The sequence below is a fragment of the Dictyobacter aurantiacus genome, assembly GCF_003967515.1.
Lineage (GTDB): Bacteria > Chloroflexota > Ktedonobacteria > Ktedonobacterales > Ktedonobacteraceae > Dictyobacter > Dictyobacter aurantiacus.
This window is the reverse complement of record NZ_BIFQ01000001.1, coordinates 4,115,146-4,132,054: the sequence shown is the minus strand read 5'-3', so window position 1 is coordinate 4,132,054 and position 16,909 is coordinate 4,115,146. Positions and strand designations below refer to the sequence as shown.

12 protein-coding genes are annotated in these 16,909 nt (G+C 54.4%); 7 read left to right on the top strand and 5 right to left on the bottom strand.

The genetic code is table 11. The annotated features are described in order from the left end of the window. Positions 1–27: 27 nt before the first annotated feature. From KTT_RS16685 to KTT_RS16670, 4 genes are all read right to left on the bottom strand, one after another. The gene (locus tag KTT_RS16685; protein WP_126597062.1) at positions 28–960 is read right to left on the bottom strand and encodes a hypothetical protein; all 933 of its coding nucleotides are present in this window, start codon (positions 958–960) and stop codon (positions 28–30) included. Between the two features lie 142 nt (positions 961–1,102). Continuing rightward, positions 1,103–2,635, bottom strand: a complete 1,533-nt coding sequence (locus KTT_RS16680; RefSeq protein ID WP_126597061.1) for a PsbP-related protein — start codon at positions 2,633–2,635, stop codon at positions 1,103–1,105. Beyond that, complete coding sequence (locus tag KTT_RS16675; protein WP_126597060.1) at positions 2,628–3,179, bottom strand: RNA polymerase sigma factor; 552 nt, start codon at positions 3,177–3,179, stop codon at positions 2,628–2,630. The genes KTT_RS16680 and KTT_RS16675 overlap by 8 nt, the downstream gene beginning before the upstream one ends. Positions 3,180–3,404: 225 nt before the next feature. Continuing rightward, entirely contained in the window at positions 3,405–3,608 is a 204-nt protein-coding gene (locus KTT_RS16670; protein WP_126597059.1) for a hypothetical protein, read from the bottom strand. A 245-nt stretch (positions 3,609–3,853) separates the two neighbouring features. On the opposite strand from KTT_RS16670, the gene KTT_RS16665 reads away from it, so the two are divergent. The 7 genes from KTT_RS16665 (at position 3,854) to KTT_RS16635 (ending at position 13,252) form a co-directional block, all read left to right on the top strand. Next, entirely contained in the window at positions 3,854–4,114 is a 261-nt protein-coding gene (locus tag KTT_RS16665) for a hypothetical protein (protein ID WP_126597058.1), read from the top strand. 120 nt (positions 4,115–4,234) lie between these two features. Next, the gene (locus KTT_RS16660; protein ID WP_126597057.1) at positions 4,235–4,813 is read left to right on the top strand and encodes a hypothetical protein; all 579 of its coding nucleotides are present in this window, start codon (positions 4,235–4,237) and stop codon (positions 4,811–4,813) included. A gap of 4 nt (positions 4,814–4,817) precedes the next feature. Continuing rightward, positions 4,818–7,421 carry a peptidase domain-containing ABC transporter gene (locus KTT_RS16655; RefSeq protein WP_126597056.1) on the top strand — a complete coding sequence of 868 codons (2,604 nt, stop codon included), beginning with the start codon at positions 4,818–4,820 and terminating at the stop codon, positions 7,419–7,421. A 326-nt stretch (positions 7,422–7,747) separates the two neighbouring features. Next, positions 7,748–8,809, top strand: coding sequence for an LLM class flavin-dependent oxidoreductase (locus tag KTT_RS16650; protein WP_126597055.1), 1,062 nt, complete (start codon positions 7,748–7,750; stop codon positions 8,807–8,809). Positions 8,810–8,929: 120 nt separating this feature from the next. Then, on the top strand, positions 8,930–9,781 hold the full coding sequence (locus KTT_RS16645; protein ID WP_160145924.1) for an LLM class flavin-dependent oxidoreductase: 852 nt from the start codon (positions 8,930–8,932) through the stop codon (positions 9,779–9,781). 298 nt (positions 9,782–10,079) lie between these two features. Continuing rightward, positions 10,080–10,853, top strand: coding sequence for a COG4705 family protein (locus KTT_RS16640; RefSeq protein ID WP_126599686.1), 774 nt, complete (start codon positions 10,080–10,082; stop codon positions 10,851–10,853). A 413-nt stretch (positions 10,854–11,266) separates the two neighbouring features. Further along, entirely contained in the window at positions 11,267–13,252 is a 1,986-nt protein-coding gene (locus tag KTT_RS16635; RefSeq protein ID WP_126597053.1) for an elongation factor G, read from the top strand. A 91-nt stretch (positions 13,253–13,343) separates the two neighbouring features. Here the strand turns inward: KTT_RS16635 and otsB are convergent, their stop codons facing one another. Further along, positions 13,344–16,601, bottom strand: a complete 3,258-nt coding sequence (gene otsB / locus KTT_RS16630) for a trehalose-phosphatase (protein WP_126597052.1) — start codon at positions 16,599–16,601, stop codon at positions 13,344–13,346. Positions 16,602–16,909 lie beyond the last annotated feature (308 nt).

Genomic DNA, 16,909 nt, shown 5'->3' with positions numbered 1-16,909 from the left:
ATAAAAAAGCAAATGAATTTACTGGTACTATGTGGTAAATGGATCATCCGATATGTCATACCAGGCAGTGTTCGATCTGGTTGCCGCTAATTTTCCAGCCGTTTCCTCATTAGAGGCGCTCACGCCCGCGGTATCGATCTGCTCGTCGGGCATTAACGGTACTGCGGTATTGGCGATGGTAACACCATCATGGTCTATACCTGTCAGTGGAGGAAAGACAGAGTTCACAATCGGTGCATCCTGTATGCCATTGCTGCTTATGTCCAGGCCGCTGAAAGAAGGATCAGGCGCAAGGGTACGCGTCCAGGAAGATCCTCCAACTCCAACTGTGGGCGGCTTGATCTGAATCGGTGGCAAAAGCATGCGACGAAAGATGAGTAGACCAATGCCAAGAATAGAAAGCAGGACGCAGAAAACAAGGGCGATAATCATCAGCATGTGTGGAAAGCCACTCTCTTGTGGCTGAACCGGCGCGCGATCGTCGGGCTTCTGATGATTGGTGACAGAAACGCGTGTTGGGACGGGTGTGGGCGTTGGCTGCGCTTTACTGGTCGCGGTCACGGTCGGGTGGACAGGCGCGGTCGGGCGGACAGGCACGGTCGCGATTGGCGTTGGCGGGACGTTGGCGGGTACAGTCGGTGCCACAACCGGTCCGGACGCGGCGGTGGGCGTCGGCTGCACAGGCGGCGCGGTAGTGGGAACCGGAGTGGGGATAGGCGTTGGCTGAGGCGGTGGAGTTGCGGTAGGCGGCATGGGCGTCGGCGTTGGGCAGGTAAAAAGGATACCACACATGCTCTTTGCGTAGGCATGCTGCCTCGGCAGACCGAGATCAAGACCCGCACAGATTATTAGCACAAAAACAGCGATACCAACACGCAGAGAGATCAGGCGCAGCGATGGCTTGCCGTAATAGTGTTTATTAGATAAACGCTCTATCCTATCATATGGCTGATCTGGCACGTGTATTTGCTTCTTCTCCAAAATGCACCTCTCTCTCATTACAAAAGGATCCATAGGTGGGCGCGTGCACGGAACTTGATCGTTTCTTAAAGATCGCTCCGCGCACCGCGTTATAACCGATTATCGGTTCGTACATTCCTCTCTAATTGGCTGGATTAAATGATGCCAGCACGTTATTAAATGTCTGTGTATTCGCATCGAACGTATCCAGGGGCGCGCTCAGCTCAACCTTGTAGGGCGTGGTCTGGTTGGTATAGGCAACCTCTACCTTATGCGGCGGCTGCAGGACCGAGTCCAGGATGTTAGCGATGCCGATATTCCAGGAGACGCCGTGATAAGACGCTGAACTTGTGCTAAGCAACGTGCCCAGCTTTATATCGGGATCCAGTTGCAGCAACTGGCTGGCAGACAATGGACTATTCGCCAACACATTGATGGTGATAGATACTGAACTTGATGCCGCCGGACGTAACTGAACCGTTTCCTGGTAGCTCCCACCGCTCGAGACCTGCGTGATAACCCAGCTGGATGGATACTGCAACTGGAAGTACTGGTCACTATACACCTTCAGGCCAATGCCACCGCCAACCGTCGGTACCGAGGTGGCCGTGGCGGCGGCTGGTGGAGTGCTGTCGGTGACAGGCGTGGAAGTTGCCACGCTCGTCGGCGCAGGTGCGGGCGTGCTCTCCGGAGTAGCGGTCGCGCGAGCGACCAACGCGGGTTGCGCATAGAAGGACGCAAACATGGCGTCAAATACCGATGTATAAGAGCCGAACTCGTTCGCCAGTGCCCCAAACTCGATTCTATAGGGGGTCCCTTGATTAGAATAGGCCACCTTCAGCCTGGCTACCCGGTCGCTGCCAGAGGTGGCATGCTCAACCATACCTACGTTCCAGGGAACACCATGGTACGTAACAGAGCTTGTGCCAAGTCGTTTGCCCAGTTGCATATCGGGATCTACCTGTAACAGTTGCTCAGCGGACGCCGTCCTGTCGGACAGGACATTGATGGTGACAAAAGCCGGACTCTTCTCCGAGGGACGCAACTGAACCGTTTGTCGGTAGCCCTCACCGCTGGAATCCTGCGTGATAACCCAGTTGGATGGATATTGAAATTTAAAGTATTGGCCGTTGTACTCCTTCATGCCTGAAACCTGCGGTGTGGACTGGCTCCGAGGCGTACTTGTGGAGCTAGGCATGAAAGGCAATGTCCCGTGCAGAGCGTACGATACCAACGGCCACACCAGGACTGCGAGCAAGACGATGGCGGCGACCAGACCGGTCGCAACGATGCGCCAGTTCCAGCGAGATGACCTGTATACACGTCTACCAGCTTTAAAGGGGTGCGGACCTGTATCTTTCTCCTTAACAGGCGGCATCGCACGCAGTGCCTCCGTCGGTGTCTGGGCAGTGCCAATTAGGGAAACCCCGTTGCCAGCCTCGCGGGCCTCCATATGGTCGTTAATACGGGCCCAGGCCTGTTCCAGACTGCGCTTCTCAGTATAGATAGTTCGCAGATCATTCACCGTGCGGGCCAGTGGCGTCGCGGCCCCAGAGGAAGGCGGTTGTAACAGATGATGCTCTACCTGCTCATCTACGTTCTCTACTGTCAGCTCTTCGTCTTTCCACGTATTTTTTGTATCCTCTACAGTCTGCTTTTCGTCATCCCTATCCATTGATTCGCTCCTTGTTTTGCGTGGTGTACAGATCTCTTAACAGATTGAGTGAACGTAAAAGCAGTGAACGTATAGCCCCATCGCTCTTATCTAACCTCGATGCAATCTCTTTTGTACGCAGGCCGTCCCCAAACCGTAGCTGCAACACTTGCTGCTGTAGTTCGGGGAGCACAGAGAGGTGGGAGCGCAACAGTTCCACATCTTCTCTCTGCACTAGCTCTTTCTCCGGTGTAATCAGATCTGCATCGTAGGGACTATCAAGCATTTCGTCCAGGGCTACCGCTGAGTATCTGGTGACTTTTCGCTGATAGTCAGCAACTTTGTTGTGTGCCACACGCTGCAGCCAGGCAAATTGTTCTTCTATCTTCAAATCAGGTAATGTCTGACTTTCCATGGCGGCGAGAAAAACCTCAACCAGTATATCGTCAGCATCTTCATTCGAGTATATATATCTTCGAATATATCTCAAAATATCTCGTGCATGTTTATCATAAAGCTTTTCAACCAGTGAACGGTCAAAGGCTTGCCGTTGTCGTTGATACATGGTGCTCCTCAAGGATAATTTGGACATCTCACATGGTTATCGGGAGGTTCTATGATAATGTTGCGTATCTAGCTAGAGGCCAACCAAAAGGACTATCCTTTACCATTCGACAACCAGTTTTATTGCAACAAAAAATATCTTATCAGTCACGACTTTTACCCAAAAGTCTTTTTTTTCTGTATTAGCCAAAAATTTCGTAATATCGATATCACGCCGATGCGCTTCTCAGGCGGCTGCAGGTGTTTTAAAATTCCATCGATTTTCGTTCAGGATACCTTGACCCCAAAGTGCTATATCAAGCTCACCCACCAGGTCTATTTTTTCATGACCCAATAAATGGCGTGCAACATTTTTCTCCTTTTTGCGATAACCAAATGAGTCCGGAGAAAATGGTCTTGAAAAAGTGTGACGCTCCAAGGATAACGGCAATTCATTTTCTTCCTGGATCTCGCAAATTCAGGAATAGATCATTATTCTTGAAATGCTTGCCATTGATGCTACAAATATTTATGGCATAAAGGATTTTGCCGGCAAGGGTAGATATTTGTAGCATTGATAGGGCAAGCCTGAAGTGAAATATTGGTTTGCCAGCATTTACTGCGGCCAGCAATCCGGATGATTGTACTGGTACCGGCAAACATTGTAAGAAGTTGTAGGAAAAGGAGCATATTTCAATGTTCAAATTTGGCAAGAAAAACGAAGTAGTTACCGAGCAGTATTTGGAAGAAGTCAGTGACGAGCAGTTGAGCCAGGTCGCTGGTGGTAGCCTGCACGCCCCCGTCAACCTGGATAGCGTGGTTGCAACCGTTAAAAATGTTGCGAACCCTGTTACCCAGGTTGTCACAACCGTTAGCGGCAACGAGCTGGAGATCAGCCCCAAAACCGAGATCAACGGTGCAAACGTTACATCAGTTGTCGGCAACCTGCTTCCATAACTGATGACAGTCTTCCTGTTCTAGGCTCAGGAATACCAATGTGGACGAGGCAAAGGTATAACACAAAGCAGCGGTTGTGTTAGACTTTGCCTCGCCTCTTTATAAGGAAATGTTATATCGATGTCAGAACGACCTATATTTCGAAAGGAAGCTATCGAGCGCTATCAGCAAAGACAGGAGCAGGGGGTATTGCTGCGTGTAACGTATCCGCCCGCCTTGATCTTTTTCTGGATCTTCATGCTGGCGCTCATTGGTGCCGCTGGATTCGCCCTCTCGATACAGGTGCCGGTCGTCATACAGGGTCAGGGAGTGGTTATAGAGCAGAAAACAAGCGAACAAAGCGAGACAACAACGGTCGCTCAGCTCTTCATTGCGCCAGACCAGCGAACACATCTGCATCCAGGACAACCCGTGGTTGTTAGTATTGGTTCACCTCCAATTAATGTCGCCGGCGCCGTCGATCATGTCGATACAAAGCTTATCAGTCCGGCAGAGGCTCGCAGCCGCTATAAGCTACAAGGGGGACTGGCGCAGGTTATCATTGGACCATCTACCACCGTAACTATCTTTATAGGATCCTCTAGCTCAGCACGGCTATATGCAGGAAGCCTGTGTAGCGCGCAGATTCAGGTAGGATCACAGAGCGTGTTCTCCTTGATCCCGGGCGCCAATCAACTACTCGAAAAATTAAAGGGATAGATGTATGAAGGAACAGCAACAGCAGCCGCATATTTCGCAGAAAGGGCCAGAACCCGGCCAGAAAAGACAGGCGCTTCAGGTGCCCCCTCGCCTGTTGCTACCCAGTTTCGCGCAAGAAGACGAGCCAGCCCCTGCATTCAATCCCATTCCTGCCATAACACCTGCGCAAGATCAAGCGGCATATATCCCACCATCACATGGACCCCAGTTGCTTTCATTGCCCAGCCACCCGGTACCCACGATCAAAGCTAAACCATCTCCTCCAGCGGTCACTCCCGAAACTCAGATCAAGCAACTATCACCAGTGGTCACTCCCGAAACTCAGATCAAGCAACAAGAGCCAACGGTCGTGCCTGGTGAACTACCGGTCAGACAAGAGCCACCAGTAGCCGCCGCGTCCGGCTCTCAGACCAGGAAAGAGCCATCAAAGGCCGCCCCGCGCCGCCAGAAGCGCTGGCGGCGCGTTCACGAGTTAAGGCAGATGAGTGCCGTGGAATGTGGTGCCTGCTGCCTGGCCATGATTCTGAATTATCATGGCAGTTCGGTCAGTGTATCTGATGTGCAGGAGCGCTGCGGCGTGGGTCGTGATGGCCTCTCGGCCCTGACGATCGTTCAGGCGGCCCGCCAGTATGGACTACGGGTACGCACCGTTTCGCTGAAAACAAACGATTTTCGCTTTATTACATTGCCCGCCATCGCCCACTGGGAGTTTAACCACTTCGTGGTCATTGAGCGCTGCTCGAAAAAATATGTCGATATCATCGATCCGGCTGCGGGACGCAGAAGGCTCTCGATGGCCGAATTTGAGGAGGGCTTTACCGGCATCTTGATGATGCTTGAGCCGGGGGCGAACTTTGAACGTCAGCATTCGACGCGCACCCTTTCGCTCTGGACCTATCTGCGCTCGCTGCCCAACATGCAGGGAATCGTTACCCAGATTATTGGCATCTCAATCCTGCTCCAGATTTTCGGATTGGGTACTCCCCTGCTCACCCAGATGGTTATCGACCATATCATTCCTAACCGCTCGATGAATCTGCTGGTCATGCTAGGCATCAGCATGCTGTTTCTGATTATGATGCAGGGAGTGTTGAAGCTGATGCGCGTCTCCTTGCTGATCTTTCTGCAGACACGAATCGATGCGAAGATGATGCTCAATTTCCTTGAACACCTCCTCAGCTTATCCTATCGCTTCTTCCAGATGCGTTTGAACGGCGATCTGCTGGCACGTACCGAGAGCAACGCGGCCATCCGCGACCTGCTGACGAGTCAGCTTATCTCTACTCTGCTGGATGGCTCCTCGGTCATTATCTACCTGATCGTCCTGATCATGCAGTCGAAGCTTTTCGCGGGCGTAACGATAGCGATTGGCGTGCTTCAGGTGGCGCTACTACTCACCACAGCATCGGCGATTCGCCGCCTGACTATGCGCGATCTGATCGCGCAGGGCAAAACACAGGGCTATCTGAACGAGGTACTCTCGGGTATCGCGACGGTGAAGGCGGCCGGAGCGGAGCAGCGCGCCCTGGCACGCTGGACAAATCTTTTTTTCGATGAGATGAATATCTCGAATCAGCGCAACTATCTGCAGGCCATTGTCGGCATCGCCTTTGAGATTCTGCAGATCCTGTCGCCGCTGTTACTGCTGTGGGTCGGTGCGACGCAGGTTATCAATGGCACGATGTCAGTAGGCTCTATGCTGGCGCTCAGCACGCTGGCGGTCTCATTCCTGGTGCCACTCAGTTCTCTGGCCGCTAGCGGCCAAAAGCTGCAGATCGCCAATGCACACTTTGATCGCCTGGCGGATGTGCTTGGGAGCGAGTCGGAGCAGAACCTGCATCAGGTTCAGCTCCCACCAAAACTGAAGGGCAACCTTGAACTCAAAAACGTGAGCTTCCAGTACGATCCTAATACCCCCGCGGTTTTAAAGGATATTACGCTGCGCATTCAGCCGGGACAGAAAGTGGCCCTGGTTGGCAAGACCGGCTCGGGAAAGAGTACGCTGGGCAAACTCCTGATTGGCCTGATCACCCCTACCAAAGGGGAGATCCTGTACGATGGCCTTTCACTGCAACAACTCAACTATCAGGAGGTGCGCCGCCAGTTCGGGGTGGTGCTACAGGAATCCTTTATCTTCAGTGGTTCGGTACGTGAAAATATCTCGTTCAACAATCCGGACCTGAATATAAAACAGATTATGCGGGCCGCCAAAGCGGCGGCCATCCATGAGGATATCGAAAAGATGCCGATGGGGTACGAGACATTGCTATCGGAGGGGGGCAGCGTTTTTTCGGGAGGACAGCGTCAGCGCCTGGCCCTGGCCCGCGCCCTGGCGAACCATCCCGCTCTGATCCTGCTCGATGAGGCTACCAGCGCCCTGGATGTGACAACCGAACGGGCCGTGGAGCAGAGTCTTAATCGCCTCTCCTGCACCCAGATCGTTATCGCCCACCGGCTCAGCACCATCCGCAACGCGGACTTTATTCTTGTGCTGGATGAGGGGCACATCGTAGAGCAGGGGACGCACCAGCAACTTCTCCAGCGCCGTGGCTTCTACGCGAAGCTCATCGCGGTCCAGATGGAAAATGGGGAGATCGGAGTGGCTTGATCCCCTCCTATCCCCCGACGCCTGGGGCCGCTTCGCGGCAAGCCGGGGCAAGCCCGGCACCAACCCACAAAAAAAACCAGCTTTCATCATTCTGCGCGCCGGTCTTTTCTACCAGCGTGCAGATTTCCTTATGAAGATTTTTAGTACCCCCTGTAAAAAGTGTGTCTGGCACATCCACCAGCTTGACGGTTAAGGGCGTTCGCGCGTACAATATTATTGTAAGTTACATACAATTAGTTAGAAAGGATAGGGCAGCCGGCATTGCTGTCCATATCCAGACTGGGGCCGCGCGCACTTCCGCCATACACGCCCTGCAAGGAGTTCTAATGGAACTGGGATTTTATACGTTCGCAGATGTGATGCCTTCTCCATTGACCGGGGAGACGATCAGCCCCGCACAGCGGCTGCGCGACCTTATAGAAGAGATTGAGCTGGCCGACCAGGTTGGCCTCGATGTGTTTGGAGTCGGCGAGCACCATCGCCCTGGATACGCGGTCTCGACGCCCGCTGTGGTGCTGGCCGCTGCCGCCGAACGCACAAAGAAAATCCGCCTGACCAGCGCGGTGACCGTCTTGAGCTCGGATGATCCGGTGCGCGTGTTCCAGAATTTCGCGACGCTCGACCTGCTCTCCGGTGGACGCGCGGAGATCATGGCCGGGCGCGGCTCGTTCATCGAGTCCTTCCCGCTCTTTGGCTATGATCTCGACGATTATGATGAATTGTTCACCGAAAAGCTCGATCTACTCCTGCGCATCCGCGAGTCTGAACGTGTTACCTGGTCGGGGCAGCATCGCCCAACCCTTGATAACCTGGGCGTCTATCCTCGCCCCATCCAGAATCCACTGCCGGTCTGGATCGCCGTTGGCGGCACGCCTGCTTCGGTGCAGCGCGCGGGTCTCCTGGGGCTGCCACTGGCAATCGCCATCATTGGTGGAGAGCCCGCACGCTTCGCGCCTTTAGCCAGACTCTATCGCCAGGCGGCTCAGCACGCCGGACATGATCCTTCTACCCTACCGATCAGCATCAACTCGCATGGCTATATCGCGGACACCTCGCAGGCGGCCAGGGATGAGCACGCCCTATACTACATGGAGATGATGAATATGCTGGGACGCGAGCGCGGCTGGGGCAAGATGATTCGGAACCAGTATGATGCCGCCAGTTCATTGCACGGCGCGCTACTGGTGGGAAGCCCCGAGGAGGTTACAGAAAAGATCCTCTTCCAGCACAAAATCTTCGGTCACCAGCGCTTACTGATGCAGACCAGCGTCGGCGCGCTACCTCACAACAAAGTCATGCATGCCATCGAGCTGTTTGGGACTAAAGTCGCCCCAGTGGTGCGGCGCGAAACCGCCACCACATCCATCGTCGCCGAGCAGTCACTATAATCTGCCGCCATGTGCAGGTTACATGTGATGGCATGAAAATATGACAGAAGATGTCAACAAGATAAGATAGACTCTCCCTTGAAATGCATTCAACAATCAATGAAGGGAGAGTCAATCACGATGCAGTATGGTCTGGATATTCCGACGGCGGGGGCATTCGCCGACCCACGCACATTGGCCGAACTGGCGGTTGAGGCAGAAGAGGCGGGCTGGGATGGTTTCTTTCTGTGGGATACGATTTTTATGCCGGGGCATCCTGAGATTCCGGTGGTAGATCCCTGGATCGCCCTGGCGGCGATCGCTATGCGTACCCAGCGCATCAAGCTCGGGGCCTTCCTCACGCCACTGCCACGCCGCCGCCCCTGGCAGGTGGCGCGCGAGAGCGTGGGTCTCGACCACCTGTCCAATGGACGCCTGATCTTCGGGGCCGCACTGGGCTATCACGATCTCGACTTTACCCCGTTCGGTGAGAGCTTCGATCCCCACATTCGCGCCGAGAAGTTGGATGAGGGCCTGGCTATCCTGGATGGCTTCTGGAGCGGCGAAACCTTTAGCTTCGATGGCAAGCACTATCAGATTCACGACGTGAGCCTGCAGCCCGGACCCCTGCAATCCCCACGCATCCCTATCTGGCTCGCGGGCGGTTGGCCGCGCCGCAAGCCATTGCGCAGAGCGGCGCGCTGGGACGGTATCTATCTCATGACCAACAACCAGGATACGGGCCGGATGCTGACGCCCGCAGAGGTACGCGAGGCCATCTCTTATATCAACGCCAATCGCATAGCAACGGGTCCCTTTGACGTGGCCCTGAATGTGAAGCCGTCCGAGGATAAGCATCAGAATGCTGAACTGGTGCGACAGTATAGCGACGCGGGAGCGACGTGGTGGATCGAACTGGAACCGACCGACCAGGTGACGGAACAATCCTTCGCGGCGTATCGCGAGCATATTCGTCGCGGCCCTCCCGCGTAGGTACTGGTTCAGGTTATGTCAGGCTGCAGTTAAGCGGCCTGACCATGTTTCAGCCAGCCTCCTATGGTCCTGAGGCAAGAGTACCACAACGTATGATGGGCATTCTTCGATATGATACGATCAATATGAAGGGTGAACTAAAATAATAAATTTCTTTTGTTTCTTATGAATATATGAAAATCAATGGCGAAAATATCGTATCAGTAGCGGGGAAAAATCGTACATGAGCAATCCTACCTCACAGGGCCAGTCTGACGCGCAGTTTGATGCCGCCAGTTCCATCCCGGGACACAATAATATGGCGGCACAACCTGTGCATAAGGCCGTACATCTTCTCAAAAAGGTTCCTGAAATTACCATCTTCTTCTGGATCATCAAATTGTTGACAACCGCGATGGGCGAAACGACCTCCGACTATATGGTCAACCATATCGATCCGGTGATCGCGGTCGCTATCGGGGCCTTTGGTTTATGTATCGCACTCGTTTTACAGCTTGTGGTGCGCCGCTATATACCGGCGGTCTACTGGTTCGCCGTTGTGATGGTTGCTATCTTCGGCACGATGGCCGCCGATGTACTCCATATCGGACTGGGCATCCCCTATCTGACCTCGACCATCTTCTTCGCGGTCGCGCTGGCCGTTATCTTTGGCGCCTGGTACGCGACCGAAAAGACGCTGGCAATCCATAGCATCTACACGCTGCGCCGCGAGCTCTTTTACTGGATGACGATCATCACCACGTTCGCGCTCGGTACGGCCCTGGGCGATATGACCGCTACCACCCTGCACCTGGGCTACCTGACCTCCGGGCTCCTCTTCATCGTACTGTTCGCCCTGCCGGGCCTCGCCTGCTGGCTGCTGGGCTTAAACGAGATTCTGGCCTTCTGGTTCGCCTACATCATGACGCGACCGCTGGGCGCCTCCTTCGCCGACTGGATGGGCAAACCCCGCGATGCCGGTGGCATCGGCTTCGGCACAGGAACGATCAGCCTGGTACTGACAGTCCTGATCATCGCCCTCGTCGCCTACATGACCATTACCCACAAAGACATCGACCGCAAACAGGTATAAACTTCATTCGAGAATCCACCTATGAGTCATCCCGGATGTTTGAAACATCCGGGATGACTCATAGGTGCTTTTTAGAGGGTGTCTTACGGGCGGCCGCATCAGCGGCCGTCGCGGTTTTATGTATTGGTGCAACAGGGGCGCGGATGCACCCCTGTTGCACCAATACACTACGGGTTGTTGAGCACCGGAGGTGCTCATAGGCCATTTTTATATGGGTGCATGTATTTATTGCTCACGCTTAACAAAGCTTGACAAAGCAGCCTCACATCATATATGGTACAACCACTCAATGTTGCTACACAGTAGCTTTATCACAAAAAGACAGGAGAATCATCAAATGCGGCAATTCAACATTATTCATAAGGAGATTGAAATGAGAATAGAAGAACAGCATATACAGAGGAATTTACTGCATGCAGGTAGTGAACATTGGCATCGTCGCGCACGTGGACGCTGGAAAGACAAGCCTGACGGAGCGCATACTGTTTGAGACGAATGTTATCGCCGAAATTGGGCGCGTTGATCAAGGAAATACCCAGACCGATTCTCTAGAACTGGAAAAAAGAAGAGGCATCACCATTAAAGCCTCGATCGTATCCTTTTTTGTACGGGATCACGATCTCAAAGTTAATCTCATTGACACCCCTGGACACGCCGACTTTATCGCAGAAGTTGAGCGCTCATTCAGCGTGCTGGATGGGGCAATCCTGGTGATCTCGGCCGTGGAAGGAGTTCAGGCCCAGACAAAGTTCCTCATGGCCATCCTGGCAAAGCTTGGCATCCCTACCATCATCTTTATCAACAAGATCGATCGCCGAGGTGCGCAGTCCGCTTCGCTCATCCAACACATCAAGGAAAAACTGACCGAGTGTGTACTTCCCCTCTCCACACCTGAAAAGATAGGCACGAAGGAAGCGTTTATCGTCGAGCATCGTTTTTGTCGCGATACCGATCCAGGCTTCTTCGAAGAATGTTTAGAGATGCTCACCCTCAACGATGACCGTCTGCTGGCCGCTTATCTACGCGACGAACCGCTACCAGAGGAGCGGATCAGAAGAGCACTGACGAATCAGGTCCGCGAGGTAAAGCTTTACCCGATCTTCTTTGGCTCGGCCATCACCGGCATCGGCGTTACCGAACTGCTCACGGGAGTGGCAACATTCTTCCCCACCAACAGCGGTCTGAAGGATGCTCCGCTATCTGGTGTCGTCTTTAAGATCGAGAAAGAGACGGCCAGCGAAAAGATCGCTTATGTCAGGCTATTCTCGGGCAGCATCAATGTCAGGGCATACGTTCCAGTGAGCCGCAATACTGATATACAGGAGGTCGATACATATCAAGAAAAAGTCAAAAAACTGCACCTGTTCAATGAAGGGAGGACGGTTCAGGCCTCGACCATAGAAGCCGGTGAGTTCTGCAAGATCTGGGGATTTAAGCAGGTCTGCATCGGCGATATCATAGGCGAACGATCTGACAGGATTAAAGACCTGCACTTTGTGGAGCCTCAAATGGAGGCGCGCATCGAGGCAAAAGATCCATCACAAACGCAACAGCTCTACCGGGCCCTGGTGGAGATGGCGGAAGAAGATCCATTGATCAAGGTGCTCAAGGATACCTTCCACCATGAGCTCTATCTACGCATCTTCGGTGAGGTGCAGAAGGAAGTCATCGAGGCAATGCTGCAGGAAAAATATAACCTGGAGGTTCGCTTCTCCGAGACCAGGGTGGTCTGTATCGAAAAACCCGCCGGAACAGGACAGGCATTGGAAATGATAACGGCGGCGGAAAACCCATTCGCCGCAACTATCGGATTCAGGGTTGAGCCAGGCACCACCAATAGCGGCGTCTGCTATAAGTTAGAGGTCAAGCTTGGGTCGCTACCCCTCCCATTCCACCGGGCGATTGAGGAGACGGCACGCGAGGTATTAAAACAGGGGCTCTACGGCTGGGAGGTTACCGATATTACGGTAATCCTGACCCATACCGGCTATTCCAGTCCAGTCACGGTAGCAGGCGATTTCCGTAAGCTGGTACCGCTCGTTCTGATGGAGGCGCTCACACGCGCGGGCACCACCGTCTATGAGCCGCTGCACCAGTTTGAGTTGAGCGCTCCCGTCTCTGCTATCAGCAAAGCAATGTATAAATTATCAGCATCCAGGGCACTCTTTGACAAACCGCTGCTGCGCGGTGACACCTTCCTGTTAACGGGAATGCTGCCAGTGGCAACTACGGAGGCATTCAAAAGAAGCCTGAACTCTTTTACCGAGGGTGAAGGCATCCTGCTGACCAGGCCAGGCGGATTTCGCCAGATAGAGGGCGCCTTCCCCACCAGGAAGCGCGCAGACTTTAATCCCTTGAACCGTAACGACTATCTACTCCACGTCCTTCACGCCTACTAAGCATGGGCACGCAATGTAGGAGAGTCATGTTACACGGGCGCGGTTGCGCCCGTGTAACATGACTCTCCTACATTGCGCGGGCAATCTCTATTTAAAGCTCAAAGGTGTAGCTTTCCCCCGAGCCGATCTCGCGTACCTGGTTGCCGACGCCTATTCTGACGGACTGATTGAGGCTGTTGACCTCGGCTCCGACGCGCAGGCGCCCCTCTTCGAGGGTAACGTTGATCAGTAATCCTCTAAAGCGCATAGGCAGCGACAGGCCACGCAGTTGTTCAATGGGCTTGGGATTGAAGTAGAGGACACCATCGCGAATCACTTCGCCCAAATAGCTGCGCTGCACCAGATCCAGCGTCCCCGACATCACGCCCATGTGGATGCCTTCGGCCGTGGTGCCGCCCTGGATGTCACCGACATCGCTCTCCAGTGCCACCAGATAGCGCTCCCAGGAGGTTGCCAGGTCGATCTCGGCATAGATACCAGCATAGGATACAAAGCTTAATGTAGAGCCATGCGAGGTGTGGGCATCATAGTACTCGACGTTCTTACGCAGGATATCAGGCGAGTAATCATAGCCCAGACGCTCAAAGATCTCCTTCATCTCATCCTGCCGGAACAGGTAGAACAACAGTACGGTGTCCGCCTGCTTCGATAGCTTGTAGCGATCGGGCTCTTTCCCTTCCGCGCGCAGGATACGGTCGAGGCGCTGGATGTTGCCATACTTCTCGCGATAGGCATCCCAGTTCAGGTCCTCCAGCCTGTCCCAGCCGTCGAACTGATTGATAATCCCGTCATCCCGGAAGGGAACATACATCTTCCGGCTCATGTCTCTCCAGGTCTCAATCTCCTGGCTGGTGAGGTTGATGCGCTCCGCCAGCGCGCGGCGGCGGCGTTCCGCCAGCATGTCGGGCAATCGACTGGCGATATCACAGATCCAGGCCACCATCACGTTGGTATAGGCGTTATTGCGCAAACCCGGCTGATCCGAGTCGGGATACTTCTCGTGGAACTCGTCCGGCCCCATGACGCTATGGATCTCGTAGCGGCCACGCTGCGGATTGAAGTGGGCGATGCTGGCCCAGAAACGCGCGATCTCCATCATCATCTCGGCTCCTGGCCCCAGCAAGAAATCGGTATCACCGGTCGCCTGGATATAGTGCCAGATGTTGTAGAAGATGGCCGCGCTCACATGTCTCTGATTCTGGCTCAGATCCGGCTCCCACGCTCCGGAACGAGGATTGAGGTGCACGACCTGAGTCTCTTCCTTACCATCACTGCCACTCTGCCAGGGATACATGGCGCCGCGGTAGCCAGCGGCACGGGCCAGCGCTCGTGCCTCGTCGAGCCTGCGGTAGCGATACATCAGCAGGCCGCGCGTGATCTTTGGCAAGCGGAAATTCAGGAAGGGATAGACGTAGAGCTCATCCCAGAAGATGTGGCCGCGATAGGCTTCTCCATTGAGACCGCGCGCGGAGACGCCGGCATCGAGATCGGCCGTGTGCGGAGAGCAGGTCTGCAGCACATGGGAGGCGTGGAAGCGCAGCAGAAACTGCACCCGGTCATCATTGGGTACCAGGATATCACAATCGTCCCACAACTCGTCCCATGCGCGCCGATGCTGTTCAAAAGCTTCATCAAAGGTACCGAAACGCTTGACCGCCTTCTCGGCGTTGGTCAGGGGTTCGTTGATCGCCTGGTCACGCGAGGTATAGAACGAGACCATCTTCTCAACCCGCACAGGCTGCCCCTGTAACAGATCAAATCCCAGCGTCTGATGGGCGTAGTCCTCCATCAGGTAACGGCTGCGCTCAACTTCTAGTTCACCAACATCTCCATAGACACGTGTCCTTACTGCCTCAGCCACATAGATGCGCGACTGGCGAGTATGCACGATTAAGGAGATGGTATCCGGACGTGGGGTGCGGCTGGCCACTGGATGCAGGTGGCGGCCCTCAAGCTCGCGGTAGCGTGCGACGCCCTGGTTAATAACGCGCGCGTCGAGCGCGGTAATCACCTCGACCGGACCGGACCAGTTCTCGGCCGTGATCGTCCATTCCAGGGCCCCCTGATGCATATCCGCCATGCTAACGAAACGCCGGCTGACCAGCGTCGTCTCACGGCCCCGGCGATCGCGAAAGCGCATCTCGCGTATCACCGTCGCGTTGCGGAAATCGACCGCGTGCCGATAGCTCAGCAGCTCAACGTTCTTCAGGCTGATCGGCTCTTCATTGCCAATGCGCAGTTTGAGCAGGAGCCAATTGGGAAGATTCACCAGGTCCTCATTGAGCACCGGCCGACCACCCATGATGGTCGTCTCACGATTATAACAACCATGCGCGTACGTGCCCGGATAATGCACCTCGTCTACGTCGGCCCACTCAAGACTGCCACGCGTGCAGAAGTAGCCGTTTCCGGTCGAGGTCAGCACCTCGCGCAACCTCTCCTGTTCGGGATCAAAGAAATCATAGGCAAGCGTCCAATCATTTGGATTGGGCCGGGCGCCTCCGGGCAGCGTCTGCTTTTCTTCTGCTGACTCCAACTCGGCCAGACTGTTGAGGAATCCCTCCACCTCATCCATCGTATTCAGCACATAATCGGCGGCTGTGGTACGTCCAACGGTCTCAGGATCATCGGCATGTCCGACAAAGACGCCGATGCCACGTCCTGCCAGGGCCCGAAATGCGTCCTCATCGGTGATATCGTCGCCCAGGTAGATAGGTACCACATCACCTCGATCCAGGCTTAACTCCTCCAGCAGATAGAGCACCGCCTTCCCCTTGTCCCAGTCCAGTTTCGGCTGAATCTCAAAGACCATCTTGCCCGGAGTAACCTTGAGCTCATCTGGATGCTCGCCGAGAATCATGTCAACGATCTCTTTGATTCGGGGCCGGTACTCATCGGTGACGAGACGATAGTGGACGGCCACCGAGCTCTTCTTGGGTTCGATCAACGCGCCAGGGATGTCGGCCAGGTCGGCGCGTAGCCGCATCTCCACATCGTGCAGCAGACCTTCAAATGCGGCGCCCTCTTCACGCTGGATGGCCCGACCATCTGGACTCCAGATATCAAAGCCGTGGCTGCCCGCCACAATCAGGCTGTTGATGCCCATCAATTCCTGTACGACCTTGCGGTCGCGCCCACTGACCACGCACACCGGAACGCGCTCCGCCAGCCTGCGCACCGCCTCGCGCATACCATCTGATATCACGGCATCTTCCGGCCGATCGCGGATCGGGGTCAGCGTCCCATCGTAATCGAGGAAAACGGCCGGCTGCTTTCCGGCCAGACGTTGAGCCAGCTCGGCCTCTTCGTCGAGCGCGTGTGGTAGGTTACCAATATGCTTCGCCATCATTGCCCGCCTATATGACTTTATAAGAAGAATAAGAAATAGGAGCAATAGAGATTTGTATTTTAATCGATATGCATCGATAAAACACAAAGCCGCCAATATTGCTGCTTCAAACGCAAAAATGTAGCTTACCTTGATACAAGTACCATATTTTTGACCAAATTTCTAGTTAAAAAGGAATGTCTGGCTGTTGTTTTGCTTGAATTCTGTCACTCTTACCAGCGAGCATAAGCGCCCTCATACGGGCGTCCGCATGCGCGGCCGCACTGGTGATATGAGGTGGTGTACCAGGGGCGCGATCGCGCCCTGGT